Origin of the sequence: Hyphomicrobium sp. (assembly GCF_047600905.1) — a bacterium.
Classification (GTDB): Bacteria; Pseudomonadota; Alphaproteobacteria; order Rhizobiales; family Hyphomicrobiaceae; genus Hyphomicrobium_B.
In genome coordinates this window covers 341,638-357,266 of record NZ_JASGKD010000001.1, presented here as the reverse complement: position 1 = coordinate 357,266, position 15,629 = coordinate 341,638, and the positions used below count along the sequence as shown (strand labels likewise).

14 protein-coding genes are annotated in these 15,629 nt (G+C 61.8%); 3 read left to right on the top strand and 11 right to left on the bottom strand.

Annotated features, from left to right (window positions below):
- Positions 1-85 precede the first annotated feature (85 nt).
- The 5 genes from QM780_RS01865 to glmM all read right to left on the bottom strand — a co-directional run bounded on the left by QM780_RS01865 (position 86) and on the right by glmM (position 5,326).
- A complete protein-coding gene (locus QM780_RS01865; RefSeq protein WP_415068785.1) occupies positions 86-1,267 on the bottom strand; it encodes a phosphoserine transaminase in 1,182 nt (393 codons plus the stop codon).
- Positions 1,268-1,359: 92 nt separating this feature from the next.
- Complete coding sequence (locus tag QM780_RS01860; protein WP_415068784.1) at positions 1,360-2,286, bottom strand: hypothetical protein; 927 nt, start codon at positions 2,284-2,286, stop codon at positions 1,360-1,362.
- Positions 2,287-2,563: 277 nt separating this feature from the next.
- A complete protein-coding gene (locus tag QM780_RS01855) occupies positions 2,564-3,355 on the bottom strand; it encodes an outer membrane protein (protein ID WP_415068783.1) in 792 nt (263 codons plus the stop codon).
- A gap of 171 nt (positions 3,356-3,526) precedes the next feature.
- Complete coding sequence (locus QM780_RS01850) at positions 3,527-3,832, bottom strand: GIY-YIG nuclease family protein (protein WP_415068782.1); 306 nt, start codon at positions 3,830-3,832, stop codon at positions 3,527-3,529.
- A 141-nt stretch (positions 3,833-3,973) separates the two neighbouring features.
- Positions 3,974-5,326, bottom strand: coding sequence for a phosphoglucosamine mutase (gene glmM, locus QM780_RS01845; RefSeq protein ID WP_415068781.1), 1,353 nt, complete (start codon positions 5,324-5,326; stop codon positions 3,974-3,976).
- Between the two features lie 353 nt (positions 5,327-5,679).
- Here glmM and QM780_RS01840 point away from each other — a divergent pair, with 353 nt between their 5' ends.
- Genes QM780_RS01840 through QM780_RS01830 form a run of 3 tightly spaced genes read left to right on the top strand, consistent with a single transcriptional unit; the run spans position 5,680 to position 8,464 of the window.
- Positions 5,680-6,588: a ParA family protein gene (locus tag QM780_RS01840; protein WP_415068780.1), complete on the top strand. Its 909-nt coding sequence runs from the start codon at positions 5,680-5,682 to the stop codon at positions 6,586-6,588.
- Between the two features lie 27 nt (positions 6,589-6,615).
- Entirely contained in the window at positions 6,616-7,101 is a 486-nt protein-coding gene (locus QM780_RS01835; protein WP_415068779.1) for a hypothetical protein, read from the top strand.
- A gap of 31 nt (positions 7,102-7,132) precedes the next feature.
- Complete coding sequence (locus tag QM780_RS01830; protein ID WP_415068778.1) at positions 7,133-8,464, top strand: APC family permease; 1,332 nt, start codon at positions 7,133-7,135, stop codon at positions 8,462-8,464.
- Here the strand turns inward: QM780_RS01830 and QM780_RS01825 are convergent, their stop codons facing one another.
- From QM780_RS01825 to ybgF, 6 genes are all read right to left on the bottom strand, one after another.
- Complete coding sequence (locus QM780_RS01825; protein ID WP_415068777.1) at positions 8,465-9,085, bottom strand: pyridoxamine 5'-phosphate oxidase family protein; 621 nt, start codon at positions 9,083-9,085, stop codon at positions 8,465-8,467.
- Between the two features lie 16 nt (positions 9,086-9,101).
- On the bottom strand, positions 9,102-9,701 hold the full coding sequence (locus tag QM780_RS01820; RefSeq protein ID WP_415068776.1) for a glutathione S-transferase family protein: 600 nt from the start codon (positions 9,699-9,701) through the stop codon (positions 9,102-9,104).
- A 119-nt stretch (positions 9,702-9,820) separates the two neighbouring features.
- The gene (gene folP, locus QM780_RS01815) at positions 9,821-10,924 is read right to left on the bottom strand and encodes a dihydropteroate synthase (RefSeq protein ID WP_415068775.1); all 1,104 of its coding nucleotides are present in this window, start codon (positions 10,922-10,924) and stop codon (positions 9,821-9,823) included.
- A gap of 99 nt (positions 10,925-11,023) precedes the next feature.
- Positions 11,024-12,973, bottom strand: coding sequence for an ATP-dependent zinc metalloprotease FtsH (gene ftsH, locus QM780_RS01810; RefSeq protein ID WP_415068774.1), 1,950 nt, complete (start codon positions 12,971-12,973; stop codon positions 11,024-11,026).
- 149 nt (positions 12,974-13,122) lie between these two features.
- On the bottom strand, positions 13,123-14,469 hold the full coding sequence (gene tilS / locus QM780_RS01805) for a tRNA lysidine(34) synthetase TilS (RefSeq protein ID WP_415068773.1): 1,347 nt from the start codon (positions 14,467-14,469) through the stop codon (positions 13,123-13,125).
- A 50-nt stretch (positions 14,470-14,519) separates the two neighbouring features.
- Complete coding sequence (gene ybgF / locus QM780_RS01800; protein WP_415068772.1) at positions 14,520-15,533, bottom strand: tol-pal system protein YbgF; 1,014 nt, start codon at positions 15,531-15,533, stop codon at positions 14,520-14,522.
- Between the last annotated feature and the right edge of the window lie 96 nt (positions 15,534-15,629).

The window sequence follows — 15,629 nt, the reverse complement described above, 5'->3', positions numbered from 1 at the left end:
TGGCGGCCCCGGCGATTATGGCCGATGGCGAAGCCGAGAAAAAGGCATTGACAGCGCCGGTTTTAACCAGTTTCCGAGAAGGATCTTATGATTTTCCAGCCTTCGTCGCTGCGGCGCGCGCTTCCGCATAAGCCCAATCAAACCAGGGGAGAAGCGCCACGATGTCTCGCGTCTCGATCGTCGTCCCACACCAGATCCTGAGCCCCGCCGGCATCCCGCGATAGGCTGCGACGTCGAACGCCACGCCCTCGTCCTGGAGCAGCCTCACCATCTCTCGCATGACATCAAGACGCACGCTTTCATCTGCCCCCGCCAGCAACGGCTCGGCGAACCGAATGGCGACCGACGTGTGCGATCGCGTACTTTGATCGACCGCGAGCGGCTTTGCCCAATCGGACCGCTCGATCCAATCGTAGAGTGCCGCCGAATTGGCGGCAGCCCTCGCGATCGTCGCATTGAGACCACCGATCTCATGCGCCCAGGCAAGCGCGTCGAGATAGTCCTCGACGCACAGCATGGATGGCGTGTTCAACGTCACGCCCTCGAAAACGTCGTAAAGAATGCTGTCGCTGTTCCACAGCCTGAAAAGCTTCGGCACCGGCCAGGGCGGCCGATACGACGCCAGGCGATCGAGTGCACGCGGCGACAGAACGAGCATTCCGTGCGCGCCTTCGCCGCCAAGCGCCTTCTGCCAGGAAAAGGTCAGGACGTCGATCTTGCGGAAATCGATGTGCTCGGCGAACAGCGCCGAGGTCGCGTCGCAAAAGGTAAGTCCCTCGCGATCGTCAGCGATCCACTCTGCATCCGGCACGCGAACGCCGGTCGTCGTGCCGTTCCAGGTGAACAGCACATCGCGCGCGAAATCGACATTGCCGAGATCGGGAAGATGCCCCGCTTCGGCTTCGAAGGTTCGGAGATCAGGCAGCTTCAGTTCCGCCGTCGCATCGCGCAGCCAGTTCCGCCCGAACACGTCCCACGCCAGCACATCGACGCCGCGCGGCCCAAGCAAATTCCACATCGCCATTTCGAACGCGCCGGTGTCCGATCCCGGCACAATCGCGACCTGATAGCCCGGCGGCAGCCGCAGAAGCTCATGCGTGCGCGTGATCGCAAGCCGCAATCGCTCGCGGCCTTCCGCCGACCGGTGCGAACGTCCGACTAGCGCGCCGGAAAGCGCGTCCGGCGTCCAGCCAGGCCGCTTGGCGCACGGACCGGACGAAAAAAATGGCCGTTCCGGCTTGGTCTTCGGTTTCACAGGCTTCTGCATGCGGCGCCTCTTAGCATGACGCCCGCACAAAGAAAAAGGCGGCCGCGAACGGCCGCCTTTCGGCACCAAAGCAACACAAGGGTGCGCGCTTTCTAATCGAACTTGATGCGGATGCCGGAGCGAAACTGCTGCAGGACGGAGTTTTTGAACGAGAACCTGTTCGTGCCGGCGATCGAGGACGCCGACGACGTCAGCGAGCCGCCCTCCCACAGCATCTGCCAGCCGTTGTCCCAGATGATTGAATTGGTCAGTTCGGTCGCGATGCCGGCCTGCACGGCGGCTGCTAAATCGATCTGATTTTTAGTGTCCGAGCCCGACAGCGAACTGGCCGTCGGAAGATAGGGCGAGCAACCGCCGCCGGAATAAAGCGTCGGATCAAGCGAGTTGCTCGACCCCGTGCAGCCCGACGCTTCCGAATAGGATCGTGTCATCCGCCGCCAAGTGACACCCAGGCCGCCACCGATATACGGCGTGAAGCGGGTGCCCGTCGGAATGTCATAGAGAACGTTGAACAGAGCGGTGGTTCGTGACAATTGCACCGTCTCCTGGCGAGCCACGTCATAGGTCGTCGTATCGGTGCCGCCATCGCCCGTGTTGAACGCCCGGTTCGTCGCGCTGTAATTGACTGTTCCGTCGCGGCTGATCTGGGTGTCTGGGGAGTAATCGATCGCGACTTCCCAGCGCAGCGACGGCGTAAAGTAACGGCCGAACACGAGACCATAAATCATCTGCGAAGGAACATCGCTGCCACTGCGCGCCAGCGGAGCAGTACTCGACGCCCCGAGATTATCGATGTCGATGTCTTTGATATTCGCGTCCGTCAGAAGATTGCCGCCGAGCGTCAGCCCGATATACCAATCGCTATCCGCGTCATAAGTCGGCACCGGCGCTGGAGCCGGAACCGGGATCGGCACCCCGCCTCCCATGTCCTTGACGCCACCCCAGTCGGCAGCCATCGCAGGCGCCGCACCGAAAGCCAAAACGAATGCCGTCGCAATCCACGTTGTCGCAGATTTCATAGCCCCACCCTCTGATCTTGGCGCCGCTGACAATACGCGCGCCACTCGTGACCCTGCTCAACGCTACGCTTGCGCTAACAAAGCCAAGGGAGGGAAAAACGGGCTTTCGTTCGGTGTCCTGTGCGCTCCCCTCACGGGAAGCGCACGACGCGTGACGTGGACACACGAACGCGAAACACCGCAGTACAAACCGCACCTGTTGGCATTCCAAGCAAGACCGGCAAAGCCGCTCCTGCCTACTCATTCGTCTTTGGGCGCAACGCGCCCGCGACGAGAACTAATTCAGGTCGTAACGCACACCGATACGGAACTGGTGCGCGGTGATTTGCTTGAGCGTCTCTGTCGCCGTTGCGCCGTCAGCATCGAAAGCAGCCGTCTTGGCGTCGCCGAGATAGAGAAAGCGGTATCCGAAATCGAGATAGACGGCATGGCCCGTATTGACCTCGACCGGGTCGCCATCTTTCGAGCTTCCCGAAACGTACATCGTGCGGCCGCCCCAGAGCTTCCACGACACGCCCGCCATCGCGGCGGCCGCGAAATTATTTGTCGATCGTCCGTCGATCGAAGAAGCGCCGCCGCCGTCGACAACCGTTCCCGAATTCGTTTCGTTATGCGCCCAGCCTATGCCGACGCCGATATACGGCATGAAGCGGCCGTCGCGATTGAATTCGTAATAGAGGTTCGCCAGCACGACGGTGCTATTGAAATCGAGGCGCGTCGAGCCGAAGTCGAAGTCGGCATCGTTCTTGGCGTCGAACATGTGGTCGATGGTGAGGTCGCCGCGGAAACCCCAGGCGTAATATTGGCCGATGCCGCCGCCCACGGTCCAGGCGCCGCTTTGCTTAGTTTCGTGACTGTCGAAACCGTTGAGGCTCATCGAGGGGGTCGGATACCAGGAATATCCACCGTCCGCCCGGACATACCATTTCCAGGTGTAACCGCCCGGCATCGGCGCCATGGTCGGCGCCGTGTTGAGATCGGGCGAGCCGAGATCTGCCGCCGACGCGCCGATGGCGCCGCCGAATACCAGTGCAGCGCCAAGAAATGGTACTGTGCGCGCAAAAGCCATGCGGGTTCCCTATCGGAGACGACCGGCGCGAAGCACCGACCGGCTCAAAATCCAAACCCGAATATTGCCGAGAGTGTTTAAAGAGGCATTAATCGCCGTCGAAATGTGAAACGCAGCGGCAGCCGGATTCCTAACAAGTCGTAAACGGCGTTGTAGACGACAACTGAAGACTTAGACATTTGACGTCAGGTCCGCCCATAGATCCACCCACTGCGGATTATTGGCTTCGATGAGCTGAAGCTTCCAGGGTCGAAGCCATCGCTTGATGCGCTTTTCGCGAAGAATAGCTTCGGAAATGTCGGAGTGGACTTCATAGTAGACGAGCGCCTTTACGCCATAACGTTTGGTGAACCCTGGCACCAAGCCTTCGCGATGTTCCTGAACGCGCCGGACTAGATCATTCGTAACGCCGACGTAAAGCGTTCCATTGCGTTGACTGGCAAGGATGTACACGAAGTATGTATGAGCGGCGAACATTGTTAGCCCTCGATCCCGGCTCTTCGCTTCGCTCGTCCGGGATGACAAACTGACAGTGCCATTTCTTGTCATCCCGGGCGAGCTCTTGCGAGACCCGGGACCCAAGTTCACATCTCAGCGTCGGACTTGATGACGGACGAATTAAGCCGCCGCGGCGGCGGACTTAACGGCATCGACGATATCGCCGACAATGCTCGACACGACCTTCTCGTCGTCGCCTTCCGCCATCACGCGGATGACCGGCTCCGTCCCCGAAGGCCGGATGACGAGGCGGCCGTTTTCCCCGAGCTTCGCCTTCGCGCCCTCGATCGCCTTGACGACGCGCGTGTCCTCGAGCGGCTGGCCGCTGGCATATCGAACGTTGCGCAGGATCTGCGGCAGCGGCCGAAAGCGATTGCAGACTTCCGACACCGTCTTACCGGTCGCCACCACACACGCCAGAACCTGCAGCGCCGAAACGAGCCCGTCGCCGGTTGTCGTGAAATCCGACAGCACGATATGGCCCGACTGCTCGCCCCCGACGTTGAAACCGTGTTTGCGCATGTGCTCGGTAACGTACCGGTCGCCGACCGGAGTCCGCGCCAGGCTGAGCCCGATCGACCGCAAATACCGCTCGAGCCCGAGGTTGCTCATCACCGTCGCGACGATGCCGCCACCCGCCAGCTTGCCAGTCCGATGCCAGCTCTCCGCGATCACCGCCATCAGTTGATCGCCGTCAACGATCTCGCCTTTCTCGTCGACGATCACAACCCGATCGGCGTCGCCATCGAGCGCAATTCCGATGTCGGCTCGCAACTCCTTGACCTTTTCGACCAGCGTCTCCGGCGACGTTGAACCACAGTTCAAGTTGATGTTGAGACCGTTCGGCTCAACCCCGATCTTGATAACCTCGGCACCCAGCTCCCACAGCGCTTCCGGCGCGACCTTGTACGCAGCCCCATTGGCGCAATCGATGACGATCCGGAGCCCAGCAAGGCGAAGCTGCTTCGGCATCGTCCGCTTGGCGAATTCGATGTAGCGCTCCTGCGCGCTTTCGACCCGCGTCGCGCGCCCGATCCGATCGGCATCGACCAGCAGCGTGCGGCTGTCCGCCTCGATCAGTTCCTCGATATCCTTTTCCATCTCGTCGGACAGCTTGTAGCCGTCCGGATCGAACAGCTTGATGCCGTTGTCGTGCGACGGATTATGCGACGCCGACAGCATCACGCCGAGATCTGCGCGCAGCGAGCGCGTCAGCATCGCGACCGCCGGGGTCGGCATCGGCCCCAGCAGGAACACGTCCATGCCGACCGACGTGAAACCCGACATCAGCGCCGCTTCCAACATGTAACCCGACAGGCGCGTATCCTTGCCGATGACGACGCGATGGCGATGCGTGCCCGAACGAAAGACGGTTCCGGCTGCCATGCCGACCTTCAGGGCAAGCTCCGCCGTCATCGGGTGGCGATTGGCGAGGCCGCGAATGCCGTCCGTTCCGAAATAGCGCCTGGTCATTCGATCCTCCCGTCCACCCAGAGTGAGCGAGCCCATAACAATGTCTTGCGCTCGCCGAGCTGGAATATGCGGAGCGACACGCGCCGCATCTTTCGACCGGCTCCCCTCGCGTCCTCTCGCGCCATCATAGATGCCCGAGCGCGCCTTCGCATTCCATCCCCTTGGTTGAATGAACCCGAATTTTGCACGGAATTCCACTAAGGGTTGCAGACAGCGCTAATAAAGTCTCATGCTGAGTGCTTCCGCGTCCGGACTGGTGAACCGACATGGAATCGGCCCATAGCTCGGCTATTGGTAGTTCGCGCGCCGCAGAGGGCTGAATTGGCGTGCGCGATCTGAGAGGTAACGCAATCATGGCAGTGTTTCTGGCGGTCGCAAACCGTAAGGGCGGCGTCGGCAAATCCACGGTCGCGGTGATGCTGGCGCATGGCCTCGCCGTGTTCGGCGGCAAACGCGTTCTGCTGATCGACCTCGACTCGCAATGCAACGCCTCACTGATCCTGATGGGCGGCCAGGGCTGGAACGAAGCGCGCAAGGCCGGAAGGACCATTGCCGATTATTTCTACGATCTTTTTGACGGCATCCCTGCCAACGCCCGCGATTACGTGGCCAAGAACGTCGGTGATGTTGCCGCCGCCAACGGCAAGCCGGCACCCATCTCACTGGTGCCGGGCTCGCTGCTGCTCGAAGATATCCAGGGCGAGCTCTATTTGAAGCAGGCCAATCAGAGCAATGTCCCCGAAGTTGTGGCGAACCGCGTCCGCGGCCGCATGGAAAGCCTCATCCGCCGCTTCGAGGGCGACTATGACGTCGTCATCCTCGATTGCGCGCCGGGCCTGTCATTCGCGGCCCTTGCCGCGCTGAAAACCGCCGACAAGGTCATCGTTCCGTTCCGCCCCGACTACGTCTCGCAACTCGCCGTCGATCGCGTCGCCATGTTGATCGAAGACCTGCGCAGTCTCGACGATCTGTCCGAGATGCCGCCCGAAGACCGCCGCTACGTCTGCCTCGCGAATTACGTGCGCAATGACGACCGTGACTATATGATGATCGAGGAAATCAGCCTCGTGCATCCCGTGCTCGAGACGTTCCTGCCCCAGCGCAACGGCATCGCCAATGCGTTTGACTACCTTGGCCAGTTGCGCTCGATCGATGCCAAGTATTCCGATGCGGCAGGCGACGTGAAAGAGCTTCACCAGGAAATTTCGCGGCTCGTTGATTCCGTCGCCGCGAAGAAGAAAGCCAAAGTCGCAGTTTCTTAACCGATAAGGCCCGAGAAGACGTCGATCATGAGCAAAGGCAAACAGCTCTGGCCCGGCGACGAGATGCTTGGCTTCTTTCGCGCCCACATCCGGCGCGAAACGACGCTTGGCGGCGAAGAAGCCGAGAAGCTCGCAGCCGCGTTGACGAAGGCAGTCAACCGGATGCTCGTGCGCGAAATGCCCGCGGACGTTCCCGAAGCGCCTGCGCCTGCCGTCACACCCAAGTCAGCCACGGTCGAAAGCCCTGCCACAACCAAAACGCAGGAGCGGCACGACCGCGCTGAGAATTTCAACCCCTACCTGTTCTCAGCCCTCGTTGCTCTCGCCAAACACGGACGCGACGGCCTGATGCTGCGCCTTAAAGACATCAAATCCGCCGAGCATCTTCGCGCTTTCGCCGAGGCCCAGCACGTGCCCGTGGACGCTGCCTTGACCCGGACCGACGAAATCCGCAAAGCCATCGTCGCCGGAGTGGAACGCCGCCTCGCCGATCGCAAGGCCGCTGCGAGCTGAGGTTTTCGGCGTTCACAAGGGGAGAAGCGCGTTGGTAGCCGAGAGTGGAAGCGACGGAACCCCTCACCTCCGCCGCTCGATCGGGACCACGCAACTCGCGCTCTATGCCCTCGGCAGCATGGTGGGCTCAGGCATTTACGGCCTGATCGGCAAGGCTGCGGGCGAAGCCGGATCCGCCGTTTGGTTGTCGTTTCTGATTGCTCTCGTCGCGGCGCTTCTGACATCGCTGTCGTACGCATCTCTCGGCTCACGCTATCCCCGCGCCGGCGGCGCAGCTTACGTGACCGATCGCGCCTTCGGATGGCCGGCATTGAGCTTCACCATCGGCCTCGCGTTGGTGGCGTCCGGGCTCACTTCGATCGCGACGCAGTCGAAGATTTTCGGCGCCATCATCGCTGACCTGGCGGGCTGGGAAGCCGCCTCATCGACCGCCATAGCGGTCGGGTTTCCTCTCATTCTATCCGGCATCGTCTTTCGCGGCATTCGCGAAAGCATGTGGGTCAACGTCGTCTGCACGCTGATGGAGGTGTCCGGACTTCTGATCGTCATCGCGTCCGGGCTTTCGTACTGGGGAACGATCGACTATTTCGAAATTCCGCCCGATCGCGTCGATTTCGGCCTCGGCGTCGTCGTGCTTCAGGCGTCCGTGCTGGCGTTCTTTGCTTTCATCGGGTTCGAAGACGCCGTGAACGTCGCCGAGGAATGCCGCGATCCGGAGCGCACCATCCCGCGCGGCCTTGTCATTGCGACAGTAGCGGCCGCCGTACTTTACGTCGCCGTTTCGATCACCGCCGTCTCCGTCGTGCCTTGGCAGGAACTAGCGTCCGCACCAAGCCCACTGACCGCCGTAATGCAGAAAAGCGCGCCGAGCATTCCGGCCGAGTTGATGACATTCATCGCCCTTTTCTCGGTCGCCAATACCGCCCTCGTCAATTACGTCACGGCATCGCGATTGATCTACGGCATGGCAGGTCAGGGATTGCTGCCGAATTTCGTCGGTCGCGTACATCAAACCCGGCGAACGCCTCACGTTGCCATCGCGGTGCTGCTGGGCTTCTTGCTGCTGCTCGTGATCGCCGGACGGATCGCAGATCTCGCCGCGGCGACCGTCCTTCTGCTGCTGGTTATTTTTATCGCCGTTAACGCCGCGCTTGTCGTCTTGAAGCGCAGGATCGGCGAACCTCAGGGCAGCTTCGAGATACCGCTTGCATTGCCGATCTTAGGCATCGCGGTGTGTGCCATCCTGCTGATCGCCCGCCTTTCGAGTTCCGACTGGCAGGCTCCCGCACTGGCGGCCGCCCTTCTCGCCGGAATTCTTGTCATCTACGCACTACTGCGTTTGACCAACGCGACTTCCCGCTGATCAGTGCGCTGCGCTGTCATTGCTCCTAAGGCGGCCGTTTTCCGCTTCCAGGTCTGCGATACGTGTCTGAAGCCGGCCGATCGCCTCCTTGACGTCGTCGAACGGCAGCATGCGCGGAATGTGCTGCGGGCAGTTGCGGTCCCACGCTTCGAGTGTGAACACGATCGCCCGCTCCGGCCGCGCCCGGTACGTCGGATCGCTCAACGACGTCAGCAGTTCTTCGTCGTTCTCCACCACCTTCGCCGTGCCCCAAAGCTTTGCCCGGCGCTGATGCACGTAATCCATGATGAAGATGTAGGCATTCGGATTTTCCGCCAGATTACCAACGGTGATGTATTGCTTGTTGCCGGCGAAATCTGCGAACGCCAGTGTCTTCTCGTCGAGGATTTTCAGAAATCCCGCCGGACCGCCACGATGCTGAATATAAGGTTGCCCGTCTGCACTCGCCGTCGCGAGATAAAACGACCGCGTCTCCGCGATCGTCTCGGCAAGATCGTCATTGACCGTCGTCGGCCAGCCCTTGAGCCGCTCCATGCGCTCGTACTGCGTACGCGAGCCATGACGCACCTGTTCGGCCTTCACAGCTGGCGTGAACGCAACATCCGATGCTATTGCAGGCATGGCGAACCATCCCCCATCAAATCCCCGGCATCGAGACGAAGCCGGGAAGCTTCTTGATCCGCTCGATCCAGGCCGAAACCGCCGGATAAGGTTCGAGCGGTATTCCGCCCTCCCAACTCAAGGCGACGTAAGGCATGCAGGCAATGTCCGCGATGGTCGGGCGATCGAGCGCCAGCCACTGTCTGGATGAAAGATGCTCGTCCATGATCGTCAGGATGCGCTTGGCTTTTTCGCGAGCGACGACGATATCGAGCTTGTCGCCAAATTTGTCGTGCAGCCGGGCGTCGTTCGGCCCCCGCGCGATTTCGTTTTCGGCAACCATCAGCCATTGCGTCACGATCGCCATCGAGGCCGCATCTGTCGGCAGCCATGACTCGCCGCCGAATTTCCGCGCGATGTAGATCAGGATCGCCTGGCTATCGCGCAGGATCAGATCACCATCTTCCAGAATGGGAAGCTGTCCGAAGACATTGAGATCAATGAGCGGACTTCTTTTGTGCGCACCGGCGAGAAAATCAACCGGAACGCGATCCAGCGGAACGTTCAGCAGCGCACACAAGAGCCGGACTTTGTAGCAGTTGCCCGACACATCCAGATCGTAAAGTTTGATCGCCATAGGCATTTCCTCTCAGCGCGTTCTTGTTGGCTGCTGAGTTAATGCATCGCGCAGATTGGTGGCAGTCCGCCATTCCGACAGTCATCCTTCCAATTTTTGGAAGGCTTCCGAAAGCGAAGCTAGTCGAGCCCCTTCTCGGTGCCGGCAGAGCACGCGCGCCAAACTTCGATCGCCTGCTTCGTCTCCTTGACGTCGTGGACGCGGACGATCTGCACCCCGGCCGCCACCCCGGCGATCGCGCACGCCAACGACCCGGGGACGCGCTCCTTCGCATCGTCGACATTGCAAAGCTGCCCGATCATCTTTTTGCGGCTGGCGCCAAGCAGGATCGGCACGCCAAGACCGTGATAGAGCGCGAGCCCCGCCATCACCGCGACGTTGTGATGAAGATGCTTGCCGAAGCCGATGCCGGGATCGGCGATGATCTTCGACTTCGGGATGCCCGCCGAAATGCACGCCTGCACCCGGCTTTCCAGATAATCGTAAACGTCGAGCACCACGTCGTCATACTGCGGATTATCGTTCATCGTCTTCGGATCGCCCTGCGCATGCATGACGATGACGGGAAGTCCCGAGTCTGCCGCGATCTCGAGCGAGTCCGGCTCGTGCGTAAAAGCAGAGACGTCATTCAGGATGTCGGCGCCGGCACGCGCCGCCTGTCTCATCACTTCCGCCTTGCGCGTGTCGACCGAAATCACGGCATCCGTCTTCGCCCTGAGCCCCTCGACGACCGGGATGACGCGGCGAAGCTCCTCATTGAGCCCGACGTCATCCGCCTGCGGACGCGTGCTCTCGCCGCCGATGTCGAGAATGTCCGCGCCTTCTTCGATCAGCCGTAGGCCATGTTCGACCGCGTCGCGCGTCGTTTGAAATTCGCCGCCATCGGAAAAACTATCAGGCGTGACGTTGATGATACCCATGATCCGGGGTCGATCGAGCGACAAACCGGCGAGCCGCGCTCGGGGCTCCGAAAGCTGCTCCAGAATGTCGGCGGCGGCCAGCGCCTCACGGCCCCAATCGCCGCTGAATGCGTCGCCCAGCACGACCGTCCGCCGCTTCGTCTCTGGCGAGCCGCGCGTCAGCACGTCGAGCGCCGCAAACGACAAACGTCCGCCGGCCAACGGCAATCCCTTCCACTCCGGAAGGTCGGCCTCATCGACAGCGCGACGCCCGCTCCGGTCCCAGAAAATGGCAGTGGGCTGCAGATAGATCGAACGTTTCATTGCGGGTGCGCCTACGACTGCCAGTTGGGCTCAAGCAAAAGCGGCCGCGAAACTATCGCGGCCGCCCGAAGATTGATAGCCGAACATCCCACGCGCCACTTACTGCGGCTGCGGTTCCGGACCGATGTCGATGCCGCCGGTGGGTTCGCTGCGCGGACGCGGCTGACGGCCAGCGCTCGGCACCGCAGAACCCGCCGGGCCCTTGCTGTTGTCGTCATCCGTCGGACGAACGATCTTTTCGCCGCGCATGATCGCCTGACACTCATCGCCGGTGATGGTCTCGTATTCCATCAGCGCTTGCGCCATGGCCTCGAGCTCGCCCTTGTGCTTCGTCAGCACCTCCCACGCGAGAGTTTGCCCGGATGTCACGATCCGGCGCACCTCTTCGTCGATAAGCCTGGCGGTTTCCTCGCTCATGTTCTTCTGCTGCGTGATCGAATGTCCGAGGAACACTTCCTGCTGGTTCTCGGAATAGAGCAGCGGACCGAGCTTGTCGCTCATGCCCCACTCCGTGACCATCCGCTTAGCGATGTTCGTCGCCTGACTGATGTCGCTCGAAGCACCGGTGTTGAGGTGCTCTCTGCCGTAGATCAGCTGCTCGGCCACACGTCCGCCGAACGCCATCGAGATCTTCCCCTCGCACCACTGCTTCGAATAGCTGAGCCGATCGCGCTCCGGCAAACTCATCGTAACGCCCAGCGCCCGGCCGCGCGGAATGATCGTCACCTTGTGCAGCGGATCATTGCCCGGCACGATCAGATTGACGATGGCATGACCAGCCTCGTGATAGGCAGTCGCGAGCTTCTCTTCCTCAGTCATGGCCATGGTCTTGCGCTCGGCGCCCATCATGACCTTGTCTTTGGAATCTTCGAACTCGGCCTGCGTCACCAGACGCTTGTTGCGCCGGGCGGCGAGCAACGCGGCCTCGTTGACGAGGTTGGCGAGATCGGCGCCGGAAAAGCCGGGCGTTCCGCGCGCGATCACTTTCGGATCGACGTCGGGAGCCAGCGGCACCTTCTTCATGTGCACGCGCAGGATCTTCTCGCGGCCCAGCACATCCGGGTTGGGCACCACGATCTGACGATCGAAGCGGCCCGGACGCAGCAGCGCCGGGTCGAGCACGTCGGGGCGGTTCGTCGCCGCGATGATGATGATGCCTTCGTTAGCTTCGAAGCCGTCCATCTCGACGAGCAACTGATTGAGCGTCTGCTCGCGCTCGTCGTTACCGCCGCCAAGACCGGCGCCACGATGGCGGCCGACGGCGTCGATTTCGTCGATGAAGATGATGCACGGCGCATTCTTCTTTGCCTGCTCGAACATGTCGCGCACGCGGCTGGCGCCGACGCCGACGAACATCTCGACGAAGTCGGAACCCGAGATCGTGAAGAACGGCACGTTGGCTTCGCCGGCAACGGCGCGCGCGATCAGCGTCTTGCCGGTGCCCGGAGGGCCGACCAGCAAGCAGCCGCGCGGAATCCGTCCGCCCAGGCGCTGAAACTTCTGCGGATCACGCAGGAACTCGACGATCTCTTCAAGGTCGGCCTTGGCCTCATCAACGCCTGCCACATCCTCGAACGTCACGCGTCCGTGCCGCTCGGTCAGAAGCTTCGCGCGCGACTTGCCGAAACCCATGGCTCGACCGGAGCCGGACTGCATCTGGCGCATGAAAAAGATCCACACGCCGATGAGCAGCAGCATCGGGAACCAGCTCAGAAGAATGCTCGTGATCGACTGCACTTCATCCTCGGCGGGTCGCGCTTTGAATTTTACACCCTTCTCGCGCAAGCGTGTCACGAGATTCGGGTCTTCGGGAGCATAGGTGGAGAACGACGTGTCGCCCGCCGCCCCGTCCCGTTTCGTCCCCGTGATCCGATTGCCCGCAATCACAGCTTCCGAGATGTTACCCTTATCGACGGCGTCGAGAAATTCAGAATATTGAATTTCGTTGGTCCGCCGCGTCGTGCTCGGATTGCTGACGAGATTGTAGAGGGCAAGCAACAGGACGAACAACGCCGCCCAGATCGCAAGTTTCTGATAATTCGGGTTCATTTTTTTCCTTGATGGTGCCGTCGGCACCAAAACGGCACGTACTCGGCGGCACCGCTGCCCCCAAGCGAGAGACTAACATAGGTGCCGGCGTAACTCCGCACAAGTTCGTGCGTTTACCAATGCCGGCCCGGAAGAATGCGTCCAATTCCTTAAATCCCGGTGCTGGTTGCCAAAGGGTTGAGATCGCAACCATTGGGATCAAGCCAGGGCGCACCCAAACGGACAAATGGGGCAAGAGAAGGGGCCGCAAGCAGAAGGTCGCCGGACCAGAACGATGGCAGTGCGAAAGCCGCACGCGTGGGCGGACGCCGTCCGGGCTGGAGCCATGAGCTGATCGCCCCGTACCCCTTTTCGCCCAACGGTTTGACCGTCACCCGAGCCCCTCCGTCCGCCTCGCGCTCGTCTGCCGAAAACCGCAGCGCAAAGCGGTGATCCCAGATTTTCGTCTCGCCCGAAGCGAGGACGTGCTCGGCATGATCGAGCCGGCCGACCTCCCGCCACACACGGACAAAGCGCGGCCCGCACGAAATCATCGTACCGCCAAGTGTTGCCGTCGTCCCACCGTCGCGTTGCATACGCGCCACCAGATCTTCGGCCTCAGCCAGCTGCGGTGGCGGGCTCGCGCCGCCATAACGGTCGATCAGGCGCGCAATCGTCTTTTGCCGCAGGAAGGCTGGTCCGGCCTCAAACGCTTGCCGGTCGAAGCGGGCGAAGACCTCGTTGCCGAACGACAGATCGAGCGTCGCGACGAACTGCTTCTCCGCATAAGCCAGCGCCTCGCGCGCGTTGTTGAGGCGTCGCGCCGAGACAGCGATCGCCTCGGGAGTAAGGCCAGCGGCATCGAGGGCCGCCAAAAGCGACCGCACACGTGGGCGCTCGTAGCGATGATCGCTGTTGGTTGGATCCTCGGCATACCTGATGCCGCGCGCATGAAGCGTCGCAACCAGGCGCGATTTCGGAAACGCCAGAAACGGACGCACCAACATGACCGGCGAGCCATCGCGCAGCGGCCGTTCCGCTTGCATGCCCGCAAGACCGTCGATCCCCGCGCCGCGCGCCAACCGCATCGCGAACGTCTCGGCCTGATCGTCGCGATGATGCGCGGTGACGATTGCGATGCGATCCGCGCCTGCGGCACATGCATGATCTTCGAGAAGCCGATACCGCGCCTCTCGCGCAGCCATCGGCAATCCCGACGCCGGCTTCGGGCCGTCCCAGATCAGAGTCACATGCGATAAACCCCGTCGTCGTGCTTCAGCACCGACAGCGTCCGCCTCGTCGCCAGAGCCGGGTCGAAGACCGTGATCAACCGTCGCGACCGAAAGAAACGGCTTCGAATTCGGGGAGCGTGCGCGCCATTCGGCGGCGAGAACCATCAACGCCAGACTGTCAGGACCACCCGATACGGCAAGCACGACATGATCGAAGCGCGCCAACGCCGCGAAAGCCGCATCGGCTTCGGCATCGCAAATCGGCAAATGCGAGTTCTTACTCAAGGGGGCCAACTCTCGGACGGGCAATCATGCGCGCCCGGCAAACTCCAATTTTACTGACAACCGATGCGCTGACGCTCGCTCTGCGCCCGCGCCTTCACGCTCTGCGGTGCGGTCGGAAACTTCGCCGAAAGCTCCGAGAACGATGAGCAGGCTGCATCCTTCTGACCAAGCCTGTCCAGCGACATTGCCAGCTTCAACAGGCTGTCGGCGGCCTTCCCGCCCTGTCCGTAGGTCTGATAGCCTTTGAGGAAGGCACTCGCAGCGGCCTTATATTGACCGCGCACGAAATACGTTTCGCCAAGCCAGTACTGGGCGTTTCCCGACAGCGAATCGTTCGGGAACTTCTTGAGAAAATCGGAGAAAGCTCCTTCTGCCGATCCGTAGTCGCGCTGCAGCAGGTAGCCATAGGCCGTTTCATAAGCCTGCTTCGGATCGCCGGCCGGCTCGCTCGCCGGCGGCAATGCGGCCGTCGACACCGACCCGGGCGGCGGCTCCGTACCAGCCTCCTGGCCTTGCGGCCCTTGCTGTGCGCCCTGACTGTTTAACAGGCCGCCGATGGCATCGTTTCCGTTGCCACCTGCCGAGACCGTCGTCGAACCGAACCCCGGCCCGGCGTCCGCCTGCGAGGTCCCATTTCCGCTGCCGAGCGAGGCCGTATCGGCCGTCGACGGAATATCCGAACGGTGCGTAACCCCGCCCATACTGTGAATCTGATCCGTCAGCTGCTGCACCTGAACGGTCAGGGCACGAACCTGCGTTTCAAGACTTTCGATACGGGCGCCATCGGCGCCGCCGGCCGAGGGAAAGGCCACGGTCGCTCCTGCTCCGCCGCCATTCTTGGAAAGCGATTCCAGCGTGCCGACGACGACTTGCATATCGACCAGTTGCTCTTCCAGAGCCTCAACGCGTGCCTTCAGCCCATCGTCTGCCGATGCCGCCGCGGCACCTTTCGCAGGACGCGCATCGCTTGTCTGAGCGACGGCCGGTCCCGACGCGAGCATGAGCGCCAGCGCGACCGCCTCGATGCCAAAGCCGCCTCTGAAGATCTGCCCTAGCTTGGCCATACCGGCTCTGCCCCTCGGAAGAAATGACGTGCACGCTACCTGGCCGGAATCGCATCCGCCACGCAACGGCAGGAGCTTAACCCAGGCGCCCCCGCG